The organism is Collinsella sp. AM38-1BH, assembly GCF_003467545.1.
Lineage (GTDB): Bacteria > Actinomycetota > Coriobacteriia > Coriobacteriales > Coriobacteriaceae > Collinsella.
On sequence record NZ_QSHC01000013.1, the window covers coordinates 49,112 to 74,603 of the forward strand.

At 59.3% G+C, this 25,492-nt stretch carries 19 protein-coding genes; 1 reads left to right on the top strand and 18 read right to left on the bottom strand.

Going from position 1 to position 25,492, the window contains the following annotated elements:
- Position 1 precedes the first annotated feature (1 nt).
- The 18 genes from tpiA to uvrA all read right to left on the bottom strand — a co-directional run bounded on the left by tpiA (position 2) and on the right by uvrA (position 23,139).
- Positions 2-769 carry a triose-phosphate isomerase gene (gene tpiA / locus DW870_RS06820; RefSeq protein WP_089572945.1) on the bottom strand — a complete coding sequence of 256 codons (768 nt, stop codon included), beginning with the start codon at positions 767-769 and terminating at the stop codon, positions 2-4.
- Positions 762-1,952 (bottom strand): phosphoglycerate kinase, encoded by a 1,191-nt coding sequence (gene pgk, locus DW870_RS06825; RefSeq protein ID WP_117848745.1) that lies wholly within the window; start codon positions 1,950-1,952, stop codon positions 762-764. The genes tpiA and pgk overlap by 8 nt, the downstream gene beginning before the upstream one ends.
- 140 nt (positions 1,953-2,092) lie before the next feature.
- Positions 2,093-3,118, bottom strand: a complete 1,026-nt coding sequence (gene gap, locus DW870_RS06830; protein ID WP_117848743.1) for a type I glyceraldehyde-3-phosphate dehydrogenase — start codon at positions 3,116-3,118, stop codon at positions 2,093-2,095.
- A 193-nt stretch (positions 3,119-3,311) separates the two neighbouring features.
- Positions 3,312-4,241: a DNA-binding protein WhiA gene (gene whiA, locus DW870_RS06835; RefSeq protein WP_117848741.1), complete on the bottom strand. Its 930-nt coding sequence runs from the start codon at positions 4,239-4,241 to the stop codon at positions 3,312-3,314.
- Between the two features lie 6 nt (positions 4,242-4,247).
- The gene (gene rapZ, locus DW870_RS06840) at positions 4,248-5,168 is read right to left on the bottom strand and encodes an RNase adapter RapZ (RefSeq protein WP_022094878.1); all 921 of its coding nucleotides are present in this window, start codon (positions 5,166-5,168) and stop codon (positions 4,248-4,250) included.
- Between the two features lie 101 nt (positions 5,169-5,269).
- Positions 5,270-5,956, bottom strand: coding sequence for an N-acetylmannosamine-6-phosphate 2-epimerase (locus DW870_RS06845; RefSeq protein ID WP_022094877.1), 687 nt, complete (start codon positions 5,954-5,956; stop codon positions 5,270-5,272).
- A gap of 70 nt (positions 5,957-6,026) precedes the next feature.
- Positions 6,027-6,992 (bottom strand): ROK family protein, encoded by a 966-nt coding sequence (locus DW870_RS06850; RefSeq protein ID WP_022094876.1) that lies wholly within the window; start codon positions 6,990-6,992, stop codon positions 6,027-6,029.
- Between the two features lie 173 nt (positions 6,993-7,165).
- A complete protein-coding gene (locus tag DW870_RS06855; RefSeq protein WP_035138887.1) occupies positions 7,166-8,086 on the bottom strand; it encodes a dihydrodipicolinate synthase family protein in 921 nt (306 codons plus the stop codon).
- 68 nt (positions 8,087-8,154) lie between these two features.
- The gene (locus DW870_RS06860; RefSeq protein WP_117848739.1) at positions 8,155-9,006 is read right to left on the bottom strand and encodes an acetylxylan esterase; all 852 of its coding nucleotides are present in this window, start codon (positions 9,004-9,006) and stop codon (positions 8,155-8,157) included.
- On the bottom strand, positions 8,999-9,976 hold the full coding sequence (locus tag DW870_RS06865) for an acetylxylan esterase (protein ID WP_117848737.1): 978 nt from the start codon (positions 9,974-9,976) through the stop codon (positions 8,999-9,001). The genes DW870_RS06860 and DW870_RS06865 overlap by 8 nt, the downstream gene beginning before the upstream one ends.
- 80 nt (positions 9,977-10,056) lie before the next feature.
- A complete protein-coding gene (locus DW870_RS06870; RefSeq protein WP_117848735.1) occupies positions 10,057-10,884 on the bottom strand; it encodes an ABC transporter ATP-binding protein in 828 nt (275 codons plus the stop codon).
- A complete protein-coding gene (locus DW870_RS06875) occupies positions 10,885-12,900 on the bottom strand; it encodes a dipeptide/oligopeptide/nickel ABC transporter permease/ATP-binding protein (RefSeq protein WP_117848733.1) in 2,016 nt (671 codons plus the stop codon). It abuts the gene before it with no gap.
- Between the two features lie 3 nt (positions 12,901-12,903).
- Positions 12,904-13,860 (bottom strand): ABC transporter permease, encoded by a 957-nt coding sequence (locus DW870_RS06880; protein WP_022094871.1) that lies wholly within the window; start codon positions 13,858-13,860, stop codon positions 12,904-12,906.
- Between the two features lie 155 nt (positions 13,861-14,015).
- The gene (locus DW870_RS06885; protein WP_117848731.1) at positions 14,016-15,629 is read right to left on the bottom strand and encodes an ABC transporter substrate-binding protein; all 1,614 of its coding nucleotides are present in this window, start codon (positions 15,627-15,629) and stop codon (positions 14,016-14,018) included.
- A 364-nt stretch (positions 15,630-15,993) separates the two neighbouring features.
- The gene (gene uvrC / locus DW870_RS06890) at positions 15,994-17,934 is read right to left on the bottom strand and encodes an excinuclease ABC subunit UvrC (protein ID WP_334199552.1); all 1,941 of its coding nucleotides are present in this window, start codon (positions 17,932-17,934) and stop codon (positions 15,994-15,996) included.
- Between the two features lie 6 nt (positions 17,935-17,940).
- Entirely contained in the window at positions 17,941-19,521 is a 1,581-nt protein-coding gene (gene murJ, locus DW870_RS06895; protein ID WP_117848727.1) for a murein biosynthesis integral membrane protein MurJ, read from the bottom strand.
- Positions 19,522-19,626: 105 nt separating this feature from the next.
- Entirely contained in the window at positions 19,627-20,127 is a 501-nt protein-coding gene (gene ybaK / locus DW870_RS06900) for a Cys-tRNA(Pro) deacylase (RefSeq protein ID WP_117848725.1), read from the bottom strand.
- Positions 20,128-20,259: 132 nt separating this feature from the next.
- Entirely contained in the window at positions 20,260-23,139 is a 2,880-nt protein-coding gene (gene uvrA, locus DW870_RS06905; protein ID WP_117877275.1) for an excinuclease ABC subunit UvrA, read from the bottom strand.
- Positions 23,140-23,332: 193 nt separating this feature from the next.
- Between uvrA and DW870_RS06910 the strand changes: the two genes are divergently transcribed.
- Positions 23,333-25,486, top strand: coding sequence for an LTA synthase family protein (locus tag DW870_RS06910; RefSeq protein ID WP_158565185.1), 2,154 nt, complete (start codon positions 23,333-23,335; stop codon positions 25,484-25,486).
- The last annotated feature ends 6 nt before the right edge of the window (positions 25,487-25,492 follow it).

The window sequence follows — 25,492 nt, forward strand, 5'->3', positions numbered from 1 at the left end:
CCTACTCGCCTGCCTTGACGACCATAGAGGCGAAGTCGGCAGCCTTGAGCGAAGCGCCGCCCACGAGGGCGCCGTCAACGTCGGGCTTGGCGACGAGCTCGGCAATGTTGCCGGGCTTGGCGGAACCACCGTACAGGACGCGGATGCCGTCGGCGAGCTCCTCGCCAAACATCTCCTTGAGGGTCTCACGGATAGCGCCGCAGACCTCCTGAGCGTCCTCAGCAGTAGCGGTCTTGCCGGTGCCGATGGCCCAGATGGGCTCGTAGGCGACGACGACCTGCTTGGGGCAGGTGATCTCAAGACCAGCAAGGCCAGCCTTGACCTGGTTCACGACGTGCTCGACATAGGTGCCGGCCTCGCGGACCTCGAGGGACTCGCCGCAGCAGAAGACGGGAACAAGACCGGCGGCAACGAGGGCCTTGGCCTTCTTGTTCTGGTCCTCGTCAGTCTCGTGGAAGTAGTCACGACGCTCGGAGTGGCCGATGATGCAGTAGGTGCAGCCAGCGGACTTGAGCATGTCGCAAGAGGACTCACCGGTGAAGGCACCCTTGGCCTCCCAGTACACGTTCTGTGCACCGAGGGCGATGGGGGCAGCCTGAATGCGGTCATGAACCGTGGTGATGTCGATGGTCGGAGGGCAGACGAGCACCTCGACGCCAGCCGGAACCTCGGGCAGAGCCTGAGCCAGCTCGTCGGCGAGCTTGGCGGCCTCGGCGACGTCGTTGTTCATCTTCCAGTTACCAGCGATAAGAAGGGTGCGATTAGGCATCGAGAAGCGCCTCCACTCCGGGCAGGGCCTTACCCTCGACGAGCTCCATGGAAGCGCCACCACCGGTGGAGATCCAGCTCATCTTGTCGGCCAGGTTGAACTTGTTGACAGCTGCGACAGAGTCGCCACCGCCGATGATCGAGGTGCAGTCGGCCTCGGCGACAGCCTCGGCGATAGCCTGGGTGCCGTGAGCGAAGTTATCGAACTCGAAGACGCCCATGGGGCCGTTCCAGAACACAGTCTTGGCACCCTTGACAGCCTCGGCGTAAAGTTCCTCGGTCTTAGGACCGATGTCCATGCCCTCACGGTCGTCAGGGATAGCGTCGGAAGCGACAACCTCGGGGACAGCGTCCTCACCAAAGTGATCGGCAACACGGTTGTCGATGGGGAGCAGGATCTTGACGCCCTTCTCCTCGGCCTTCTTGAGCATTTCGCCAGCGCGCTCGACCCAGTCCTCTTCCTTGAGAGACTGACCGACGGACAGGCCCTGAGCCAGGAAGAAGGTGTAGGCCATACCGCCACCGATGATCAGGGTGTCAGCAGAGTCGATAAGGTGATCGAGAACGCCGATCTTGGAGGAAACCTTGGAACCGCCGACGATGGCGACGAAGGGGCGCTCGGGCTCGGCGAAGATGCCGGTCAGCGTGTCGACCTCCTTCTCGAGCAGGAAGCCAGCGACGGCAGGCAGGTAAGCGGCGGGGCCCACGACGGAACCCTGGGCGCGGTGAGCGGTGCCGAAGGCATCGAGAACGAAGACGTCACCATAAGAAGCGAGCTTCTTAGCGATCTCGGGATCGTTCTTCTTCTCACGCTTATCGAAGCGGACGTTCTCGAGAACGAGGACCTTGCCCGGCTCGACGGCGGCAACGGCCTCGGCGGCCTTCTCGCCGTAAGTGTCGGCGACAAAGGTAACGTCGAGACCGGAGAGCTCGGCGAGCTTCTTGGCGACGGGCTCGAGGGACAGCTCGGGCTGGAAGCCGGTGCCATCGGGACGGCCGAGGTGGCTCATGAGGATGACGCGAGCGTTGTGCTCAACGAGATAGTTGATGGTGGGCAGGGCAGCCTTGATACGGGTGGTGTCGCCAACGACGCCATCCTTGATAGGCACGTTAAAGTCAACGCGGACGAGAACGCGCTTGCCGTCGACATCGATGTCGCGGACGGTCTTCTTGGTAAAGGCCATGTTTGCTTCTACCTTTCGTACGTGTCTGCCTCCCATTACGGCAGACGATTTCTTATAAAAAGGGCGCGACCCTAGGGTGTAAGCCCTATAAGGCCGCGCCCTTCTTTAGACGCTCAACGAGCTATTCGCTAAAAGCCAAATTAGGCAACGAACTTCTCGAAGTACTTGATGGTGCGGACCATCTGAGAGGTGTAAGAGTTCTCGTTGTCGTACCAAGAGGTGACCTGAACGAGGGTCTGGCCGTTGCCGAGGTCAGAGCACATGGTCTGAGTGGCGTCGAAGATGGAGCCGTGGGTCTCGCCGACGATGTCGCGGGAGACGATCTGGTCCTCGTTGTAGGCGAAGGTATCGGGGATGGTCTCGGCGTAGGCCTTCATGGCAGCGTTGACCTCGTCGACGGTGACCTTCTTGTCAACGACGGCGTAGAGGTTGGTCAGCGAGCCGGTCGGCGTCGGGACGCGCTGGGCGGCACCGATGAGCTTGCCGTTGAGCTCGGGGAGAACCAGGCCGATGGCCTTGGCAGCGCCCGTGGTGTTCGGGACGATGTTCTCGGAGCAGGCGCGGGAGCGACGGAAGTTGCCCTTGCGCTGCGGGCCGTCGAGCGGCATCTGGTCGCCGGTGAAGGCGTGGATGGTGGTCATGATGCCGGAGACGATGGGGGCGAAGTCGTTCAGGCCCTTGGCCATCGGGGCGAGGCAGTTCGTCGTGCAGGAGGCAGCGGAGATGATGTTGTCATCAGCGGTCAGCGTCTCATGGTTGACGTTGTACACGATGGTGGGCAGATCGCTGCCAGCCGGAGCGGAGATGACGACCTTCTTGGCGCCAGCGTTGATGTGGGCCTGAGCCTTAGCCTTGCTGGTGTAGAAACCGGTGCACTCGAGAACGACGTCGACGTCGAGGTCGCCCCAAGGCAGGTTGTTGGCGTCGGCCTCCTTGTAGATCTTGATCTCCTTGCCGTCAACGGTGATGGAATCCTCGCCAGCAACGACCTCGTGATCGCGAGCGTAGTTGCCCTGCGTGGAGTCGTACTTCAGCAGGTAAGCGAGCATATCGGGAGAGGTGAGGTCGTTGATAGCGACGATCTCGGAGCCCTCATGACCGAACATCTGACGGAAAGCCAGACGACCGATGCGACCGAAGCCGTTAATAGCAACCTTTACTGCCATTGTGTCTCCTTTCGTAAGGCCCCCGCGAGCTACAGCGCCCGCCGTTGAGGCCCACAAACTAACCACTCGCCTAATATACCTTTTTTTTGACTTGAATTTCACGAGAATGCTCGAAATTGAAAATCAAATTTGCGTTAAAACGCTTTAAAGAATAAAATAGCAGCTAAATCCGTATATAAGTCGATACTTTAACCTACCTGTTTGCTTCAATGAGCTTTTCAAGCCTCAAAACTCGATGGTAGAGGGCAGACTTCGACAAGGGAGGGTCAGCCATCTCCCCTAAATCACGCAGCGAAAGATCGGGATAGCGCTCGCGCAGGTCGCAAAAGACCGCCAAGGCATCCGGAAGCGTGTCGCGCAAACCCCGCTGTTCGAGCTCATCGATAAGCGCAAGCTGATGTTGGGCAGCACCGGCGCTTCTGGTCTGGTTGGCGAGCTCGGCGTTCACGCGACGGTTCACATCGTTCTTAACCAACTTGACCGCGCGCGCCTCCTCAATCTCGGCAACGCTGCGCTTGGCACCAATCAGCTTTAAAAGATGCTCGATTTCCTCGGCACTCTTAATGTACACGGCATATGACCCCCGCCGTGCATTAACACGAGCATGGACCCCAACCTGCTCCAACAGATCGCAAAGCCCCTTGGCATATTGCTCGCCCTGCACCGCGATCTCCAAATGAAAATCGCCGCGTGGATCGGCCACGAAGCCGCCCGCGATGAGCGCGCCGCGGATATAGGCAAGTCTACAGCAAGGACGGGCAACGATATGTCGGGGCACGCCGGCAACAAGTCCTCCCCTACGGTCGAGGATACCCAGCAGCACCAGAGCCTTATCCAGGTCGGGTTGATCGGGCAAGGTGATGAGGTAGTTTCGAACCTTATGCAATACAGATTTACGGACGGTGAACTCCGTTTTGAGCTTAAGGATGCGATGCGTCAGCGTGATCATCGTGCGCGCAACGGCTCCCGTCTCAGTCGCAACCGTCAAACGATACCGCCCAGAGCCGGTAAGCGAGAGCGTACCGCTCACGCGCGTGAGGGCGGCAAGCGTCGACAAATCGCAGTATTCACATTCGGGTTCGCAGCGCGCAAGCTCGTCGCGCACCTCAGCGGTAAACGACATGCAGGCCTATGCCTTCGTGTTGGCGCGCGACAGGTCGCGATGGGAAATGCTCACGTGATATTGGGCGCCTTCCAAATAACGTGCCGTGGCTTCGGCAATGGCAACGCTGCGGTGCTGGCCGCCTGTACAGCCGATGGCGATAGAAAGCTGCGGCTTGCCCTCCGCGATATAGCCCGGCATCACCGTATCGAGCAGCTGTGTCCAAGCCTTCCAAAACTCCTGCGTCTTGGGATGGTCCAGAACAAAATCGGAGACCTTTTTATCGAGACCGGTCATCGTGCGCATCTCGGGATCGTAGAACGGATTAGGCAGGAAGCGGACGTCGATCATAATGTCCGCCTCGACGGGCATGCCGTGCTTAAAGCCAAACGAGAACACGTGGACGTCCATGAGCTGCTGGTCGGACAGCTCGGAAAATGCCATACGCAGCTTGTTGCGCAGCGCAGAGGTGCGCAGACGGCTCGTGTCGATAATCATATCGGCTCGGTCGCGCACGCCCTGCAGCTGAAGGCGCTCGCGCTGAATGGCATCGGCCGTAGTCTCCCCCGGCTTGGCAATGGGATGACGGCGGCGATTTTCGCTGTAGCGACGAATCAGCACCTCGTCAGAAGCCTCCAGGAACACGATGTCGCAGCTCATCTCGCGCTCTTCGAGAGCGGCGACCGCATCGAGCAACTCGTCAAACAGTCCCTGGCTACGCAAATCGCAGGTGACGGCGAGATGCCTGCCCACGCCCGTATTGATGCCGACGAGCTCGGCAAGCTGGGCGATGAGACGCGGAGGCAGGTTATCGATGCAAAAATAGCCCATGTCCTCGAACACGTGCATGGCCTGTGTGCGGCCTGATCCGGACATTCCGGTGATGATGACGATATCGGGGATGCGCTCCGAGCGCTCCGCCGCATCCATGGCATCTCCCTTTTGCATGTGTTGCCTCCCGAAAACAAGCGCGGGACCCAGCAACCCGGATCCCGCGCGGTCAATTGCCTATATTGAGTATACCGCCCCGAGCGGATACGAGGCCTGTCTTACGCCTCAAGCGCAGCCTTGAACCAACTCGTAATACTCGTGGGGTGCGTGATGGCGGTGCCGACGACAACGGCCCAGGCGCCAGCATCGATCGCGGCGCGAGCCTCCTCGGGCGTATGCACGCGACCCTCGCAAATGATGGGAAGGCCGGGGAATTCCTCGGTCGCCTGACGCAGGAGCGGCAGATCGGGGCCATCGGCCATGGTGCAGTCGATGGCGGCAACACCATGAGACAGCGTGGTGGACACCAGGTCGAAGCCCATGTCGACAGCACGACGAATATCCTCGATGGTGGCACAGTCGGCCATCAGGAGCACGCCCTCCTCGTGCAGCGGACGGAAAGTATCTTCGACGGTCTTGCCATCGGGACGCGGACGATCGGTGGCGTCGATCGCCACGATATCGGCACCCGCAGCAACGCAGGCGCGAGCGTGGCGCAGCGTCGGCGTGATGTAAACGCCCTCGTGCCCATCCTTCCACAGGCCGATGACGGGAACCTCACAGCGACCCTTAATGGCGGCAATGTCGGCAAGGCCCTGGCAGCGAATGGCGGCGGCGCCGCCGAGCTCGCAAGCGCGAGACATTTGCGCCATGGTCTCGGGCGTACGAAGCGGCTCGCCCATATACGCCTGAACGCTCACGACGAGCTTGCCCTTCAGGGATTGAATCAAAGGATCGACGGTCATAAGGCTGCAACCTTTCTTAGAACAGCCTCCCGAGGCCTGTTGTCTCGGGAGGCTCCTACAGCAGATACGTTTACTTCAACGAGGCAAGAAGATGCTCAGCGGCACCGATGAGCGGAGCATCGCCCTCCAGAGAACCGATGAGGATCGGCGTGTCCTGAAGCGGATCGAGCGCTTGGCTGGCATAGCCCTCGTGCACCGAATCCTTCCACGTCTGCGAACGCCAATCGGGACCTTGGTGAATCACGCCACCCGAAAGCACGATGACCTCAGGGTCCAGGATGTTAGCGAGCGAGCCCAAGCTGGCACCCAGCGCAAAGCCGGCGTCATGGATGACCTCGGTCGCCTTTGCGTCGCCCGCACGGCACAGGTCGTTCACATCGCGACCGACCGAAGGACGGCTGGGGTCGACGCGACCAAAGCGCTCATCGTACATACGACCAATGGAAGTGCCCGAAGCAACCGACTCCAGATGGCCGGAACGCCCGCAGGCGCAGGGAATGCCGGCGGCAGCCGAGCACTCGATGTGGCCCATATGACCGGCAGCACCATGGAAGCCCTGCATCACGCGGCCGTTCTCGACATATGCGCCGCCGATGCCCGTACCGATGCCAAGACACAAGACGGAGAACTTGCCCTTGCCGACGCCCCAGTGGGCCTCGCCCAGAGCATGAGCCTGCACGTCGCCTACAACGGCAACGGGAAGACCGAGGTCCTCGCGCAGACGCGGCCCCAACTGGACGCCGGACCAGCCGGGCATGATCTCGTTGGCATACGCGATGGCGCCCGTCTTGGGATCGACGACGCCGGCAGCACCGATACCGACGCCAAGGACCTCGACATCGGGATTCGCCTCGAGAGCAGCCTTGATGGACGCCTCGATACGCTGGAAGACGGCCTCGCCGCCCTCCTGGGCCTCGGTGGGAACCTCGGCCTCAAATACGGGATGGGGCACGCTGCCGTCAGCCGGGTACTCCATGATGGCAGTCGCGATCTTAGTTCCGCCGATATCGACAGAGCAGACGTACTTGTTCTCCATGTCGCTCTCCTTAGGAGATAAAAAACAACTACAGGAAATGCGCCGTCAGGCTAGCCGTCACAGCGCGGTAAAGGTTTTCCAGGTGCCCGAGATCGCCGAGAAACCGTGTGGCCATTAACCTAATGGGTCATGGCCGCACGGTTGAACGGCGAGGTCGGGCGCCCGGGGAAGCTTTACAGGAGACCGTTGTCCTGAAGGACCTTCTTAATCGCCTCGACGTTCTCGCCGGTCATGGCCTTCACCGGGCGCGGCATGGTCGGGCTGTCGAAGATGCCCATGAGGTTCATAGCGGTCTTGAAGGCGCCGACGCCACCGGCATAGCCCTGGACGCCCGAGGTGACATCCCAAATGTGCGAAATCTCATTGAGGCGATCCTGCTCGGCCTTGACGGTAGCCCAGTCACCAGCCTGAGCGGCCTTCCACTGACGCACGTAGCCCTCGGGCTCAACGTTGGCGAGACCCGGGACGGAACCGTCGGCGCCACCGAGGTAGGCGCCGTCGACAACAACCTCGTGACCGGTGAGAATGCTCATCGGATGGCCGTTCTTCTCGTTCTCCTGAACGAGGTAGCGGAACGAGATGTCATCACCCGAGGAATCCTTGACGCCGGCCAGAACGCCCTCGGCGCCGAGCTTGGCAAGGAGCTTCCAGGGGAGCTTGGTGTGAACGCAGACGGGAATGTCATAGGCAAAGATGGGCAGGTCGAGCTCCTCATGCAGGATGCGGAAGTGCTCCTCAACCTCGGTCATGCCCTGCAGGGCATAGAACGGGCAGGTGGCGACGAGGGCATCGGCGCCCAGCTCCTGAGCGACCTTGCCGTGCTCGATCATGCGCTCGGTCTCGGTATCGATGATGCCGACCAGAACGGGCACACGGTGGTCGACGATACGAACGGCCTCGGCGATAATCTGGCGACGACGCTCGTCGGTGGAGAAGACGACCTCGCCCGAGGAGCCCAGGAAGAACAGGCCATCGACGCCGGCATCGATCATGCGGTTAATGCTGCGCTCAAAGGAGGCAACGTCGAGCTGGTGATCTTCGGTATCGGGAACAACGACGGGAGGGATAACGCCGGTGAATTTCTGAGTTGCCACAAGAATCTCCTTAGTTGTCTGGCGGGCGACCCTGTGCCACCCACTCTTGTTGGCAGTGTTCAGGCCGTCTAGGCCAAAGAACACGAGTAGAACGTTTGGTTAAAGAAGTCGACGACTTCGTTTTCGAACGCATTGATGCGCTCGTGAGCGTATTTGGCATAGATGATATGCCTCCGGTCACACTCAAGACCGTTGAATACGGCAAACTGACCCTTGGGGTCGCTCACGGTATCCATGAGCGATGTGCCCATGAGCACCGATCCGCGCACCCGAGACGACAGCGCCTCGAGGCCGCCAGGAAGCGGATTGGCAACCGCCGTGCAGGCGAGACCCCGCTCGTCCAGAGCAGAAACCGCCAGCGCGACTCCGCCGCCTAGACCCTCGCCCCATGCAAAGATGCGGTCGGGGTCCATGCCATCAAGATTGCGCGCCACCTTCGCCAGCGCGCAACCCCAACGGACGCGCTCGACAAAAGCGGGCGAAGAAATCCCCCGCTGCAGGTCGTCCGCACCAGCAACATCGTCATCCAGCGCGAGGACGGCATACCCCATGGCGGCAAATCTCGTCATGTGATGCCAGCCGCGCACAGGCCGATCGATGTCGTGGAACATCAGGCACAGCGGCACGCGCTCAGATACTCGGGCACGACCGACAGGCTCGATCAAACGAGCGTGAATCGCATCGTCACCGAGCTCAAAGGAGACCTCCGAGTAACGGGCGCAGGGGTTAACAAAGTCAATCGCCGTAATGGCCAGGCCTTGAATCTCAAGATTCGAAGCGCATGTCTCTAAATCAGAAACATCTGCTTGGACATCACCGCGCCAGTCCCGATATTCTGCGAGCCTTGACGAAACCGTTCCAGGAATTCCCACGAGCTCGGGGACAATCAGCCCATTGACATTGCTCTCGCACTTAGACATGAGCCTCCCCTCCCTTGCAGAAAAACGGAATGATCAAATCGTCAAAATCCTGAATCTCCTCGTGGCCAAAGCCTTCAAAGAACTCATGACGCTTTTCGCAGGTCAGGTTGTTATAGACCGCAAACTGCGTCGCTGGCGGACAGACGATATCGGCTGTGCCAGTGCCAAACAGCACGGGGCATTTGACCATAGGGGCAAAGTTCTTGGAATCGAAGTACGCCAGCTTGGCATAGGCTTCGTCAATACGACTCGAGTCCTCGTCAAACCAGCGAGACCAATAGCGCAGGCCCTCGTAGGCAATGTCGTCGGCACCCAAATCCCAGACCAGGCGGAAATCTGACAGGAAGGGATAGAGGATGGCGGCGCGATTGATAAGCTCTCTGTTAAGCGCACAGGTCGCAATGCCCAAACCGCCGCCCTGCGACGCGCCGTTCACAAACACACGTGCAAGATCGATGCCCTCGAGCTCGCGAACGATGCGGCACAGGATGCGAATATCTTGGTGCAAGCGGACATAGTAGAGGTTGGCCGGGTCGCCGTCGATGCCGGCGACGATATGCCCGGCAACCGTTGTGCCCTCAAATCCACCAATGTCCTCGGAGGGACCTCCTTGGCCGGGGCAGTCGAGGGCGATGAGTGCCATGCCCATGCCCGCAAACGACGCCTGCTCAAACCAGCTCCGGCTTGCACCCGGATACCCATGGAACTGAAGCACCAATGGCACGGGCTCGTCCGAGACGGGTTTAAGGTACTTGGCATGCAGGCGAGCGCCACACATGCCGGTATACCAGAGGTCGAAAAGTTGACAGGTCGCGGCATCGGTGACCGATGCCGTGTCGATCGCATAGTCAAGCCCGACGGCGTCGGCCTCGGCCATGCGATCCTTCCAAAAGAGATCGAAATCTGATGGACGGGGCATGGCGCCTCGATATTCACCAAATTGATGTTGTAGCTCCTGAGCACTTGGCATGGCTCGTGAACCCAACCTTTCGAAATCGCAACGGAGGTGCGCCCGGCAAGGGAACCGGGCGCACGGGAGGGAAAGCGAGGCTACTCGCCGAGCTTGGGATGCAGCAGCGACGGCGCAGCGCCGAGCAGCATCTTGGTGTAGGGGTCCTGGGGGTGCTGGAAGACCTGCTTGGCCTCGCCCTGCTCGACGATCCTGCCGCCATTCATAACGATGATGTCGTCAGAGATATAGCGGACCGTCTGGATGTCATGGCTGATGAACACCATGGCCAGGCCGAGCTCCTTCTTAAGGTCGGTCAACAGGTTCAGAATCTGTGCGCGGACCGAAACGTCCAGAGCCGAGGTGGGCTCGTCGGCGATGATGGCATCGGGGTTCAGCGACAGGGCACGGGCAATTGCGACGCGCTGACGCTGGCCGCCCGAAAGCTGACCGGGAAGAACCTCGGCGGCGGAGCTGGGCAGACCGGTGAGCTCCAGGAGCTCCTTGACGCGCTTCTCCTGCTCGGCCTCGGTACCCAGGTTGTGGACGCGCATGGGGTCGAGCAGCTGCTCGCGAACGACCATGCGGGGATTGAGCGCCGTGGCCGGGTTCTGGAACACGACCGAGATGACGCGACCCATGTGGCGACGGTCCTCGGCGGTACGTTTGGTAACGTCCTTGCCCTTAAAGTAGACCTTGCCGCTCGTGGGGGCCTGCAGGCCGCACATGACGTTGGCGGTGGTGGACTTACCGCAACCGGACTCGCCGACGATGCCGATCGTCTGACCGGGCATGAGCTTAATCGTTACACCCTGGACGGCGTGAACCAGGTTGGGGTGCAGAATCGAGCCGGTACGGGTCCTAAAGGTGACGTGGACGTCATCAAGGAAGATGATCGGCTCGACGCCGTTGACTGCGGTCTCGCTCATCTACATCACCTCCGCGTGAGGGGTCAAACCATTTGCCTTGAGCACCTCATCGGGGAGCTCGGAATAGAAGTGCTCGGTGCCGGGCACGCGCTTGAAAACCGGACGGGTGTCCAGGCCAATGCGCGGATGACTCGAGCGGGGCGCGAAGCGATCGCCCTTGGGGAAATCGCGCGGGCTCGGAACGGCGCCGGGCACCTGGTGCAGGCGGCCCGAACCGCTCTCGATGGACAGGACGGAACCCAGAAGACCGCGAGTGTACTCGTGGATCGGGTTGGTGAGCAGCTCCTTGGTGGGCGCCTGCTCGATAACCTGACCGGCGTACATAACCGTGATGTTATGAGCGACCTCGGCGACCAGTGCCAGGTCGTGCGAAACGAAGATCATGGCAAAGCCGAGCTTGGCCTGAAGGTCGTTAAGCAGCTTGATGACCTGCTTCTGGACGGTAACGTCCAGAGCGGTCGTGGGCTCGTCGCAGATGACCAGCTTGGGGTCGCGGGTAAGGGCCATAGCGATCAGAACGCGCTGACGCTGACCACCGGAAAGCTCATGCGGATAGCTCTCGAGCGTACGCTTGGGGTCGAGGCCCACGAGCTCCAGGAGCTCCTCGGCGCTACGGGTGCCGCCGCGCTTGGTGAGCTGCTTCATCTGGGCGGAAATGAGCATGGAGGGGTTGAGCGAGGACAGGGCGTCCTGATAGACCATGGCGATATCGGTACCGCGCAGGCCGAACCACTCCTTCTTGCTCATCTTGAGCAGATCGCGGCCCTCCCAGAGAACCTCACCGGAAAGATGCTCGTCATCGTCGGTCAGGCCCATGATGGCCAGCGTGGTGATGGACTTACCGCAGCCGGACTCACCGACCAGGCCCATGGTCTGGCCGGGACGGACATCAAAGTTGACGTGGTCGACGACGTTGATATCACCGTGGTGCTCAAACTGGATGCAGAAATCACGGACCGAAAGGATCGGCTCAACGGACTCATCGGGCACATGGCGGTCGTTACGCTTGAGCTCGACATCGCGCAGGGCGCCAAGACGGGCGGACAGGGACTGAGCCTGCTCCTTGTAAGCGCGAACGGGGTCGGAGACCAGCAGGTCGGCCTCGCGGCGCTTGGAGGAGTCGGTCGGATCCAGGGCGGCGGAGGGAGCAGCGGCCATGGCGTCGGTAATGCCCTCGGAGAGGATGTTGAGCGCCAGGCAGGTGATCATGATGGCCAGACCCGGGAACAGCGCCTGCCACCAACGGCCAGCGAGCACGCCGCCGCGGGCGTCGGCGAGGATGTTGCCCCAGGTAGCGGTGGGCTCCTGGATACCAGCGCCGATAAAGGTCAGCGAGGCCTCGAAGATGATGGCGTCGGCGACCAGAGTAACGGTGAAGACCATGATCGGGGCGATGCAGTTACGCAGAACATGCTTGATCAAAATCCACGGAGCCTTGGCGCCGGAAACGATGACCGCGCGGACATAGTCCTCGCCGTACTCGGACACGATGTTGGCGCGCACGATACGGGCAATCTGCGGAGTGTACATAAAGCCGATGGCGAAGATGATCGACGGCACGGAGTTGCCCAGGATGGAGACGAAGACGGCAGCGAGGGCGATGCCCGGGATGGACATGATGATGTCCAGGATGCGCATGATCGCCTCGGAAACGGACTTGCGCGAAACCGCCGCGAGGGCGCCCACGACCGAGCCGCAGACCAGAGCCATGGCAGTAGCACCGAAGCCGATGATCAGCGAGTAACGGCCACCGTAAAGCATACGCGACAGGATGTCGCGGCCCTTATCGTCGGTACCGAAGATAAATCCATTGCCGGGAGCCTGGCGAGCAGTGAAAATCTCGACCGGGCTATAGGGGGCAAGAAGGGGCGCCAGAATCGCGGTCAGGGCGACCAGTGCCAGCACGACGGCGGCAATCTTAGAAGACAGCGTCATCTTCTTCCAGCCACCGAGCTTGAGCCCCTTGGAGGCAGCTTTCTCGAGCTGCTCGGTTTGCTTCTCTCGAATCTTTACCATAATCTACACCGTCCTGATGCGCGGGTTGATGAGCAGGTAGAGCATGTCAACCACGATGTTGATGATGATGAAGGCAAGAGCAACGACGATGACGACGCCCTGAACCAGGTTCGCCTCGTTGCCCTGAACGCCCTGCAGAATCGCAGTACCCATGCCGGGGAGGTTGAAGATGACCTCGATGACGACAGCACCGCCCATGAGGTAGCCGATCTTAAGACCGAGGGTGGTGACCGGGGTGATCAGCGCGTTGCGAAGAACGTTGATGCCGACGACGACCTTCTCGGGAACGCCGGCGCCACGGGCCATGCGGACATAATCCTTGTCGAGCTCCTCGACCATGGCGGTACGCACGATACGAGTCATCTGGCCCGTCAGCGGGAATGCCAGGGCGATAGCGGGCATGATCATACGTCCCAGATAGCCAGCCGGGTTGGTGGTGAAGTGAGGCAGAGCACCGGACGCCGGGAGCACCTTAAGGTAGGAAGAGAACAGCAGGATCAACAGGACGGCAAGCCAGAACGACGGGGTTGCCAAGCCGGCGATGGAGAAGACGCGGATCACTTGGTCCGGCCATTTATCGCGATACAGTGCCGCGATGACGCCGAGCAAAAACGAGACGACCGCGCCGATGGCAAGACCGATGAAGGTCAGCTGCATCGTGACGGGCAGGGCCGTGGAGATGCGCTTGGCAACGGAGTTGCGAGCAGCACCATAGGTGCCCATGTCACCATGGATCAAATCGCCCATATAGCGCACGTAGCGCACGGGCCAGGGGTCGTCCAGACCATACTTCTCATGGTACTCGGCAACCGCCTCGGGCGAGGCACCGTCACCCAACGCCGTATAGGCGGGGTCGGTCTTGGAGAACGACATAAGGAAGAACACCAGGACGGTGACGCCCAATGCCATGATCGGCAGCGCCACGAGACGCCTTCCAATCAAACGTAGAAAGTTGTTCACGTTCTCTCCCCTTTCTTTTGTCGGTAGGACCAACTGGTATATGAGTATGGATACTCATTACAAGACCCGAGCGACATCGAGGCCGCCCGGGTCTTTGTTTTAACTATGAGGACGTTGCCTTACGACCGACGCCCCACATATGACTCAAGCGAGTCTTAGGCCTTGACGGTCGCGACGCCCCTGAAGGACATGCTCGTCGTGCCGATGCCCTTGAAGCCATCGAGGGCCTCGCCGTTGGGCGCGGTGGACGGATCGTCCCAGGAAGCGGAAACGGTCTTGACGTGGACAACGGGATACAGAACAGCGTTGTCGGCAATGATGTCGAAGCACTCGTTCCACTTCTTCTGCTGCTCGTCGCCCTCGGCGGCAAGAGCCTCGTCCATGAGACCGTGGAGCTTCGCCCACTCAGCGGAATCCTTCCACGGGCAACGGGTCTGCATCCAGACGTTGTCGCCATACCACCAGTTGAGCAGCAGGTCGGGGTCGGCGCCGAAGCAGGACGGATCGCCAGGAGCGAGAAGGATATCGTAGGCCTCGCCGCCGTCGATGGCAGCGTAAGTGGCCGGCGAGGTATCGGTCTGGATGGTCACATCGAAGCCGAGAGCGTCGAGGTCGTTCTTGACCTGAGCGGCCATGCCCTTAATCTGCTCGTTGTCGGTGGTGCGCAGGGTGATGGCGCCCGGGGTGATGCCAGACTCTTCGATGAGCTTCTTGGCCTTCTTGGCGTCAGTCTTGTACACCGTGGAAGCCTCATGATAGTTGGTGAAGCTCTTGGGCAGGTAGCAGCTGGCAGCGGTAGCAAGGCCGGCGAAGGTGTTGGTAATCATCTTCTCGGTGTCGAGCGCGTACATGACGGCCTGACGGACCTTGACGTTGTTCCAAGGCTCCTTGGCGACGTTGAACATGATGAAGCGGGTGCCGAAACCCTGAACGTTATCGATCTTGCAGCCAGCGCTCTCGAGCTGGTCGACGGCGTCAGCGGTGACGAGCTCCATAACGAGCGTGGAGCCCTCCTGCTGAGCGGTAACGCGAGCGGTGGGGTCGGTCAGGATGCTGTACTGGATCTTCTTATCCTCGGCAGCATACTCACCGTTGTACTCGGGGTTGGGAACCAGGGTGATCTCGGTATCGGAGATAGAGTCGTACATCCAGGGGCCGGAACCGATCGGCTGCTTGGCGCGATCCTCCTCGGCCTGGGTAGCCGGGGTAACGCGGATGATGGCCAGACGATCCTTGAGCAGGGAGAAGTTGGGGACCTTGGTCTTGACCGTTACGGTGCTGGCGTCCTTGGCCTCGATGGACTCGAAGGGCTGGAAGAACGGAGCATAGGTAGCGGAAGCAGCGCAAGCGGTGTAGGAGGCAACGACGTCGTCAGCAGTGACCTCGGTACCATCGGAGAACTTGGCACCCTTACGGATGGTGACCTCGAAGGTGGTGTCGTCTACGGACTTGGGATCGTCGGTGGCGAGCTCGTTGAAGGTGCTGTAGTCGTGGTAATCGATGCCGTAAAGACCCTCGATGACGTGCCAGTTAGCGCCCAGGCCCACAGCGGAGCCGGTGCTGGCGGGGTCGAAGCTGGACGGAGCGTAAGCGGAACCAGCGGTGATCACGCCGCCGCCACGGTTGGCGGAATCGGTGGAACCGGAAGCGGAACCTTCGTCGCTAGAGCTGCCACCGCAGCCGGTGAGACCAAGCCCTGCGACAGCAGCGACGCTGCCGGTGAGGCCGAGGAACGAACGCCTGGACATACCCTTGTTGATGATGGCCATGTCTTCTCCTATCAATAGAGAATCTTACCCGGGAGCACCTAGACTTGCCCCCGCGCAACTTGCGGACGATATATACCTTACCTACCGACGAACCCAACTGAGGTGCCGCGCTCGGCGACCGATACATACATACGCTTGAACGGTATTTACTACCGTTCACCGAATTCATTGACAAATGATTCGACAGACAGTATGTATCGGCGAGGTGAGATATCAGTCTTCGTCAACCCGCAGGATAGCAGGGTTTTCGCTTGGGTTAGTCAAACGTTTTAGCGTTAATAAAACCCGAAACCAGCAGGCAATCATGGCGAAATAAATGGTTGAAAATCGCGCAATCATGTATATCAGTTGTTTAGGCTCGTGTTTAGCTATCGGAATGGCCAGCCGCCGCCTCGGCGCGCTCGGCATTCCATGCAACGAGCGCCTCGTGGACCGCCTTGGCAACATCGGCAGGTATGCCGCGAACTTCCGCGATCTCTTGCTCGCTCGCCGCGCGCAAACGCTTCATCGAGCCAAAATGGCGCATAAGGGCACGTTTTCTGGTGGGTCCCACGCCCGGAACGTCATCGAGTACCGAAACCGTCATGGCTTTATCGCGCAACTCACGGTGGAACGTGATGGCAAATCGGTGGGACTCATCGCGTACCTGTTTAATTAGATAGAGCGAAGCAGACCCGGTCGGCAGCACGACAGGAGTCTCGTCCCAAGGCACAAAAACTTCCTCGTCGGCCTTCGCCAAGCCACAAACTGGTATATCGAGCCCAAGAGCCTCAAGTTGCTTGATCGCAGCGGTCAATTGCGGCTTACCGCCATCGACAACGAGCAAATCGGGGCGCGAGCCAAAGCGCTCGTCGGCCATGCGCTCGGGAGCATAGCGTCGTCCCAAAACCTCGGACATCGACACGAAGTCGTTTGCCTCGTCCAATTCGGCCTGAATTTTAAAACGACGGTACTGGCTCTTGTCGGCGCGCCCGTTGGTAAACACCACCATCGAGGCGACCGTAAAGGTGCCATGCAGTGTAGAGATATCGAAGCACTCGATACGCAACGGCGGCGATGGCAGCGCCAACGCACTTTCGAGCTCCAGGAGCGCTTGATTGGTGCGGTCGTCAGCGTACCCCGTTCGCATCATGTAGCGCATGAGGGCATGGCGCGCATTTTTGGATGCCATATCGAGCAGACGGTGCTTTTCGCCACGCTGCGGCCTATGGAGATGGCAGGAACGCTCACGCTTGCCCGCAAGCCACTCCCCCAGCGCCTCCGCATCCTCAAGCTCGACGGAAAGGTTGACCTCAGCTGGAATATCAGCCGTCTCGTCGTAATAGCGCTTAAGAAAGCCCGACTGGAGCTCTTCCTCGTCAACATCAAGACCCTTGTCGAGAATGAACTCGCAGGTGCGAACTGTTCGGCCCTCGCGAACGACGAAGACGCAAGCGGCGGAGATGGTCTCCTCGCGATAGAACCCGATGACATCGATATCGACACTGGAGGGAAAAACGACTTGCTGACGATCGTCCAGACCCCTGATGACCTCCAAACGACGTTTGACGCGTGCCGCGCGCTCAAAGTCGAGCGCCTCGGCGGCATCCGTCATCTCGGAGGTCAGCTCATCGACGACATCCTTGCGATGGCCCGACAAAAAGCGCTCGACACGCTTGACGTTCTTGGCATAGTCTGCCGGGGAAATCGCGCCGATACACGCACCCGGGCCGCGCCCGACATGGTAGTCAAAGCAGGGACGCCCGTTTTGTGCGCAAATCATATTGACGATGTCTTCCTCGCCCTTGTGGGACTCGATGGTACGGCGACAACGACGCCACTCCGCACAGGATGCAGAGCAGATGGGGATAACCTTGCGCAGCGTATCTATCGTCTCACGTGCCGCACGGCTATCGGTATAGGGTCCAAAATAGCGCGTTCCCGGCTTATGACGCTCACGCGTGTATTTGATCGCGGGATACAGGTCGCCCTTTGTAATGGCAATAAAGGGGTAGCTCTTGTCATCCTTGAGGTCGACGTTAAAGTACGGATGGTACTGGCCGATCAGGTTGCGCTCGAGTACAAGCGCCTCATGCTCGGTTTCGACAACGATGTAGTCAAAGCTCGCCACCAGCTGCATCATCAGCGGGATCTTTTGACGCTCATCCTGCAGTGTCACGTATTGACGCATGCGGGCGCGCAGGTTTTTCGCCTTGCCCACGTAGATGACATCGCCCTTGGCATCCTTCCAAAGGTAGCATCCGGGCTGTGTGGGAACGCGCGAAACCTGCTCGGCAAGCGTTGGTATGTTGTCGTGACCGGCCACGCGCACCTACTTGCGACGAAGCAGCGCCGAGACCTCGGGCATCTTAAGGACGACGGCAAGGCCAAAGGTAACAACAAGCGAGGCGACACCCGCAACGCAAACGTAGCCAAGAGTAATCAGAATCGAGCCGCCAAGTGCCCCGACAAAGTGTTCAAGCGCCCACATGACGCCGGCGCCTGCGGCAGCACCTAGGCCACCGAGCAAAAGGCCAAAGAAACCGCCATGTAGGATAGATTTGACCTGAAGGCCACGCAGGCGACGACGCAGCCACCACAGCGAACAGCCGACCAAGATCACGTAGTCGACGACATACGAAAGCGCGATTGCCGGCATACCGAAGCCCAGCACAACGCCAAACAGCAGAACCGAGCCGGCCTGGCCGATGGCGGAATACAGGCAATAGCGGCTATAGGGCTTCATGTCGAGCAAGGCAGAGAAGCTCTTCTGCATCAACACGACCACGCCGTAGAGCGGCAGCGAGAGCGCCAGGTAGACAAGGTACTCGGATACCAGCGCCACGCCGGATTCATCGAACTTGCCAGCACAGTAGATCATATTGAGCGGACGTGCGAAGACAATCAGGTACAGTGCGAACGGAATCAGGAAGAACAGCATCTGGGCGACGCCACGCGAAATGCCCGTGCGAACGCTGTCGTAATCCTTCTCCTGTGCGTCATGAGAGAGCTCGGTATAGAGCGCCGTCGAAAGCGAGGCGGCAATCAGCGCGTAGGGCAGCGTGTACCACAGGCGCGCATAGGCGATGACGGAAGGACCCGTCTCGGGCTGGACCACCAGCGCGGCAGCGTTGGTGATAGAAGTCGAGACAAACATGCACACCGTGGCGAGCAGCGTCGGGATACCGAGCGCAATCGTCTGGCGCAGCGCGGGGTCCTTAAAGTCGATATGGATATGGGGATGCACGCCGTGCTTGCCAAGCGCGGGAATCTGACATGCCATCTGAACAAAGACACCGAGGGTCGTACCGGCCGCAATCAAGATGATGCCGGCACGTTCGCCAAACTGTGCGGACACGGGCGCAAAACCCATAAAGCTCGCAATGACGATCACATTGTTGAGGACCGGGGCAAACGTCGACCAAAAGTAGTCGCGGTGTGCGTTGAGAACGCCCGAGAACACCGAGCCCAAACCATAAAACAGAATCTGGATGGCAAAGAAACGGAACATGAACGCAGCGGTATCCATGCTGCCACCGTCACCCGAAAGGAACGATTGCGTCCAGATAAAGCCCGGGGCGAACACGGTCCCCAGCAACGAAATGCCACCCAGCACTAAAAGCAGAATGCCGAGCAGGTTGCCCACGTACTCGTTCGAGGCCTCGCGACCCTGCTCACGCCTCACGCCCATGTACACGGGCAAAAACGCCGTCACGAGCATGCCACCCATCACGAGTTCGTAGAGCATATTGGGCAGGTTGTTGGCGACCTGATAGGAGGACGAGAGTAGCGACATGCCGATAGCGGCCGCCATTGCCCACGTGCGGATAAAACCGGTGACGCGAGACACGATAGTCAGGATGGTCATAAGCCCGGCGGAACGACCAACCGTGGAGTAGTCCGACGAGCCCATGTCGTCAGTGTCATCTCGCGACGAAGAAGCTTCGGATGAGGGTGTCTGAGGCGCAGATTCTTTTGCAAAATGAGCTCCGCGCTTCAATTCTTCCTGCGGCATCGCTCAGTCCTCTCTCGTAATCGCGGCAACCGTCGCCCCGCAAAATGCAATTAAATCATCGGGTGCAAGCTCGAGCTGATAACCACGCTTGCCTCCCGAAATAAAAATGGTATCCCAAAGGACACACGTCTCATCAATGAGCGTCCGGTAGCGTTTTTTCATACCGACCGGGCTGCAGCCGCCGCGAACGTAGCCAGTCGCCGCAAGCAAATCCTTCACATGCATCATAACCAAGGACTTCTCCCCCGCGGCACGCGCGGCGGACTTTAGATCGAGCTCATCGGCAACAGGGATGCAGCACACGACATGGTCGTTGGACGGCGTCACGCAGACCAAGGTCTTAAATCCTTGACCGGGCTCCTCGCCAAGCTGCTCCGAAATCGCGACCCCCAGGCCCACCGACTCATCGCCATCGTCTTCGTACGTATGTAGAACATAGGAAATGCCGGCGCTTTCCAGCTCGCGCATCGCATTGGTTTTTGGCGTCTTTACAGCCTTTGCCATGACATATCCTTTCCCTCGCATTCGGACGCAACGATTAAGTATATGTCCAATTCGGCTGCATACGTCACTTCGGCACAGCAAGCGCCATCGAATCACAAGGAGTCGATGGCGCCCATAAACTGAATCGCCTATTTATTGAGCATCAAGTTGAGCCTGACGCTCCCGGTCACGCCTGAGCAACGGTGCCAAAAACTTGCCCGTATAACTCTGCGGACAGTCCGCAACCTGCTCCGGTGTGCCCGAAACCACGACGGTTCCGCCGCCGTTACCGCCCTCGGGACCCATATCGATCAGGCGGTCGGCAACCTTGATGACATCAAGGTTGTGCTCAATCACCAGCACCGTGTTGCCCGCATCGACCAAGCGCTGCAGCACATCGAGCAGCTGGCGGACGTCCTCAAAATGAAGACCGGTCGTCGGCTCGTCCAAAATATAGAACGTCTTGCCCGTCTGGCGTCGATGAAGCTCCTTGGCGAGCTTCACACGCTGCGCCTCGCCGCCCGAGAGCGTCGTGGCGGGCTGGCCCAGGCTCACGTAGCCCAAGCCTACATCGTACAGCGTCTGGAGCTTTCGCTTGATCTGCGGGATATTCCCAAAGAAGGCCAGCGCCTCGGTGACGCTCATGTCGAGCACGTCCGAGATGGTCTTGCCACGGTAGGTGACCTCGAGTGTCTCGCGGTTGTAGCGTTTACCGCCGCAAACTTCGCAGGGAACGTAGATATCGGGAAGGAAGTGCATCTCGATCTTAATCTGCCCATCGCCCTTGCACGCCTCACAGCGCCCGCCACTCACATTAAAGGAGAAACGACCCGGCGAGTAGCCGCGCGCCTTCGACTCCGGCGTACTCGCAAACAGCGCGCGAAGATCATCCCACAGGCCGATATAGGTAGCAGGGTTGGAGCGCGGCGTGCGGCCAATCGGCGACTGGTCGATATCGATAACCTTATCGATACACTCGATGCCCTCGATTTTCTTATACGGACCCACAGGGCGCGTCGAACGGTGAATGACATTCGTAAGGGCAGGCGCAATGGTGTCGGTAACCAGGGAGCTCTTGCCCGATCCCGACACGCCGGTAACAACCGTAAGCGTACCAAACTCGATTTTGGCGGTAACGTTTTTGAGGTTGTTGGCTCGAGCGCCCGTAATTTTAAGGCAGCCGCGACCGGGCTTGCGCCGTTCATCAGGCACCCGGATCATTCGTTTGCCGGTCAGATAAGCGCCCGTCATCGACTCAGGACACGCCATGATATCGGCAGGCGTTCCCGCCGCGACTACGTGTCCGCCGTTGACGCCGGCGCCGGGCCCCATGTCGATCACGTAATCGGCGGCACGGATTGTATCCTCGTCGTGTTCGACGACGATAACGGTATTGCCGATATCGCGCAGGCGCTCGAGCGTCTTGATCAAGCGCTCGTTGTCACGCTGATGAAGACCGATCGAGGGCTCGTCCAGAATATAGAGCACGCCCATGAGACCCGCGCCGATCTGCGTTGCCAGACGAATACGCTGCGCCTCGCCACCGGAAAGCGTCGCCGAGGCACGATCGAGCGTCAGATAGTCGAGTCCAACATCGACCAGAAAACGCAAGCGCTCCAGGATTTCCTTGACGATACGGCCGCCGATAAACTGTTGGCGCTCGGTGAGCTCCAGGCCCTCAAAAAACTCGAGCGATTCACGGCACGACAGGCAACAAACCTCGTAAATGGACTTGCCGCCCACGGTGACGGCGAGCATCTCGGAGCGCAAACGAGCGCCGTGGCAGGTCGAGCACGGCTCCTCGCGAATGTACTTCTCCAGGCGCGCCTTGGTGTTCTCGTTCGTCGTCTCGGTATAGCGTTCGTACAGGATGTTGCGAACGCCCGAAAACTTGGTATCCCACTGGCTGCGACGTCCGTCGAGCTTTTGGTAGTCGACCGAGATCTTCGTATCGCCCAGGCCATCCAAGAATGCACGACGCACGCGAGGGGGCAAGTCCTCCCACGGCGTATCGGCGCTCACCTTAAAGTGTTTGCAGACCGCAGCAAAAATCTGCGGATAGTAGTTCGAATTGCCAAACAGGCTACCAAAGACTCCGTCGGCAATGGACTTCGAGGGGTCCTCGATCAGCGCCTCGGCATCAACGGTTTTCTTAAAGCCCAGGCCGTCGCACTCAGGACATGCGCCATAGGGAGCGTTAAACGAAAAATCACGCGGCTGAAGATCGTCAATGGAGTGTCCATGCTCCGGGCACGCCAAGGCCAACGAATACTCCAGCAGCTCGCCCTCGGTCCCCTCGGGAGCATCACGATCGGGCAGCATGTACACGTTTACATTGCCGTGAGCCAGCGCGGTCGCCTGCTCAACAGACTCGGCGATACGGCCCAGAGAATTCTCACGGATCACGATGCGATCGACCACGACCTCGATATCGTGCTTGAATTTCTTATCCAAATCGATCGGATCGTCGAGCGAGCGCACTTCACCGTCGACACGCACGCGGCTAAAGCCCTCGGCGCGAAGGTCCTCAAACAGTTTGGTGTACTCGCCTTTTCGCCCGCGCACCACCGGTGCCAGCACAAACGCGCGGCGGCCCTCCCCCGCCGTCAAGACCTTGTCGGCAACCTGGTCGGTCGTCTGGCGCTCAATGACACGGCCGCATTCGGGACAGTGCGGGGTGCCCACACGGGCGAACAGCAGGCGCAGATAGTCATAAATCTCGGTTACGGTGCCAACCGTCGAGCGAGGGTTTTTAGACGTCGTCTTTTGGTCGATCGACACCGCCGGCGAAAGGCCGTCGATTGAATCCAAGTCGGGTTTGTCCATCTGGCCCAAGAACTGGCGCGCATAGCTCGAAAGACTCTCGACGTATCGACGCTGGCCCTCGGCATAGATAGTGTCAAATGCCAGCGAACTCTTGCCCGAGCCAGAAAGACCGGTAATGACCACGAGTTGGTCACGCGGAATGGAAACATCGATATCACGGAGGTTGTGCTCACGAGCGCCGCGAATAACGATAGAAGAATCAGACATGGAAGCTCCTTGCCTCCTATTGCATCGAATCATACTGTCGATGAGTTTAGCGCACTCGACGCGCACAGATGTTCGTAATACAAGATTCGCAGACCTTTAGCTTTGCGTATCGGGTGCTTTGTTTCTCGAAATGCCGTGGAAAGGTTACAGTAATCTACTACTGAACTTAATTTGCTGTAACAGAGGAACGTCCATGACCGAAGATATCCCCCTTGAAATCACTTCGAGCGACATGGCCAATCTGCCCATATTCATCGCCGTCCTTATCGTGGCCACCGTCGTCGTGCGCGTGTATTTTTCAATCAAACACAATGAAAAGCCGCCCATTGCCCGCGTCTTTTGGTGCGCGACGCTCCTCATCCCGCTCGGCGTGGTAGCTGCACGGATTACGAATCAATTGCTCGTAAATGAGGACAGTTCCCTATGGGTCCTTTCTTATTCGGCGCTCGGTGCTGCCGCCGTCATACTTCTTGTCGAGCCCTTGGTTTCGGGACTTATTGACCAAACCGATCTTGAGACGGGAACGGTTGCCTGTATTTGCCGTGACATCCTTGTCATCGCCGCTGTTTCAGCGCTCTCGTTCGTTTCACTCGAAATTGCCTGCAACGAAACGTTCTATCACATTCCCGCCAACTCATTCGGGTTTTCCGTCGGGCTGCTCGCGACGGTTCTGCTCTCCCTTTATCTGCTGGGACAGCGTCATGGGGGCGTCATGGCCCTCGTGCCCGTCGTCTGTTGCATCCTTGGCATTGCCGAGCACTTCGTCATAACGTTTAAAGGCGAAGCCATCCTGCCAAGCGATATCTTGGCCCTTGGCACTGCAATGGAAGTGAGCGAGGGATACGAGTTTACCTTTACCGCCGGAATCGTAACCTCTCTCGCCCTGCTGGAGATTTCCCTGGGGCTTCTTTCGCTTATCCGACCGCGAAAGCTCCGTACGCCCACCCATGTCTTCCCCGCAATCGCCGCTAACCTCTGCGCTTTTCTGCTAGTGACCGTTGTGGGGCTCTCGGGCTTTTCCAGCATCGACTTGGAGCAGGCGCTGAATTTTGGATTTGACCGTTGGCAGCCCATCACCACGTATGCGTCTCAGGGTTTTATCACTTCGTTCACCGAAATGGTCAACGAGTTGCCTATTGAGAGGCCCGAAGACTATACGCCCGATGAGGCGCAGAGCATCGAGCAGGAGCTCGCCGCCACCTACGACAGCACGTATGGCTCGAGCGAGCAGCGCGCGGCGGCCGTTGCCCAGTTCAATGAAATCAAGCCGACGATTGTTGCCGTCATGAACGAGAGTTTTAGCGACCTTTCGTGCTTTGAGCAGCTCCAGGCGGCCGGGTACACCGGCCCCGCATTCTACAACTCGCTTCCCGACACACTTGTTCGCGGCACCATGCTCGCTTCGGTCGCCGGTGGCGGAACGGCGAACTCCGAATTCGAATTTTTGACCGGAGCGACAACGGCCTTTGTCGGATTAGGCAAAATCCCCTATCAGCTATATCAGATGAATGGTGTCAACAGCCTGGCAAAGGACCTTAAGGAGCTTGGGTATACCGCTACCGCTATGCACCCGCAAAACCCCGTCAACTACCATCGAGATAAAATCTATCAGCAGCTGGGCTTTGGAGACTTTCTTTCGATCGGCGATTTCGAAGGTGCGCCCTGTTACCATGCCGGCGTATGCGACTACGCCACCTACGACAAGATACTCGACCTGCTTAGAACCGACGAAGCCCCACAGTTCATCTTTGACGTCACGATGCAAAATCACGGCGGCTACGACTATGGCACCGTTCCCGCCGAGGAGCTGACAAACTATTGGGTCGAGGGAGCCAGCGAGGGCGCCAATAGCGCGCTCAACACCTATCTTACCTGCATCAACGCATCCGACCGGGACCTCGAGTACTTTATCAACGAGCTCCGCAATATCGGCAGACCGGTTGTCCTTGTCTTTTTTGGCGACCATCAGCCGAGCGCCGCAACGACTCTCAACGACGAGCTGTACCCTCAGGAAGATACGGCAAGCCACGCTTTCCGTATCTATCAGTCGACATATTTCGTCTGGGCTAACTATGAAATCGCCGGCAATACCGAGCTCAACGTCTACGACACCGTCGGGGCAAACGAGATTGCAGCCATTACCCTTAATAAGATCGGCGCCCCGCTCACCGACTATCAAAAGGCTCTGCTTGCAACAAGGTCAGATGTGCCCACCATCAATGTCGCCGGCTACCTTGGTGCCGACGGGCTGCGCTACGACTTGGAATCTGAAGACAGCCCATACGCCTCAACGATCGACAAGCTGCAGCGCATGCAATACCTCGAGTTCGCCAGCAAAGTTCAGTAAGCCCGC

What these genes read in the sequence shown, in the direction of transcription:
- rapZ (WP_022094878.1), bottom strand. Translation starts at nt 5,168, where the DNA reads ATGCAAAAGGGAGATGCCATGGATGCGGCGGAGCGCTCGGAGCGCATC.
- DW870_RS06865 (WP_117848737.1), bottom strand. Translation starts at nt 9,976, where the DNA reads ATGCCAAGTGCTCAGGAGCTACAACATCAATTTGGTGAATATCGAGGC.
- DW870_RS06875 (WP_117848733.1), bottom strand. Translation starts at nt 12,900, where the DNA reads ATGGTAAAGATTCGAGAGAAGCAAACCGAGCAGCTCGAGAAAGCTGCC.
- ybaK (WP_117848725.1), bottom strand. Translation starts at nt 20,127, where the DNA reads ATGGCAAAGGCTGTAAAGACGCCAAAAACCAATGCGATGCGCGAGCTG.
- DW870_RS06885 (WP_117848731.1), bottom strand. Translation starts at nt 15,629, where the DNA reads ATGGCCATCATCAACAAGGGTATGTCCAGGCGTTCGTTCCTCGGCCTC.
- murJ (WP_117848727.1), bottom strand. Translation starts at nt 19,521, where the DNA reads ATGGGCTCGTCGGACTACTCCACGGTTGGTCGTTCCGCCGGGCTTATG.
- gap (WP_117848743.1), bottom strand. Translation starts at nt 3,118, where the DNA reads ATGGCAGTAAAGGTTGCTATTAACGGCTTCGGTCGCATCGGTCGTCTG.
- DW870_RS06870 (WP_117848735.1), bottom strand. Translation starts at nt 10,884, where the DNA reads ATGAGCGAGACCGCAGTCAACGGCGTCGAGCCGATCATCTTCCTTGAT.
- DW870_RS06860 (WP_117848739.1), bottom strand. Translation starts at nt 9,006, where the DNA reads ATGTCTAAGTGCGAGAGCAATGTCAATGGGCTGATTGTCCCCGAGCTC.
- uvrA (WP_117877275.1), bottom strand. Translation starts at nt 23,139, where the DNA reads ATGTCTGATTCTTCTATCGTTATTCGCGGCGCTCGTGAGCACAACCTC.
- DW870_RS06850 (WP_022094876.1), bottom strand. Translation starts at nt 6,992, where the DNA reads ATGGAGAACAAGTACGTCTGCTCTGTCGATATCGGCGGAACTAAGATC.
- whiA (WP_117848741.1), bottom strand. Translation starts at nt 4,241, where the DNA reads ATGTCGTTTACCGCTGAGGTGCGCGACGAGCTTGCGCGCTGCGAACCC.
- DW870_RS06845 (WP_022094877.1), bottom strand. Translation starts at nt 5,956, where the DNA reads ATGACCGTCGATCCTTTGATTCAATCCCTGAAGGGCAAGCTCGTCGTG.
- tpiA (WP_089572945.1), bottom strand. Translation starts at nt 769, where the DNA reads ATGCCTAATCGCACCCTTCTTATCGCTGGTAACTGGAAGATGAACAAC.
- DW870_RS06910 (WP_158565185.1), top strand. Translation starts at nt 23,333, where the DNA reads ATGACCGAAGATATCCCCCTTGAAATCACTTCGAGCGACATGGCCAAT.
- pgk (WP_117848745.1), bottom strand. Translation starts at nt 1,952, where the DNA reads ATGGCCTTTACCAAGAAGACCGTCCGCGACATCGATGTCGACGGCAAG.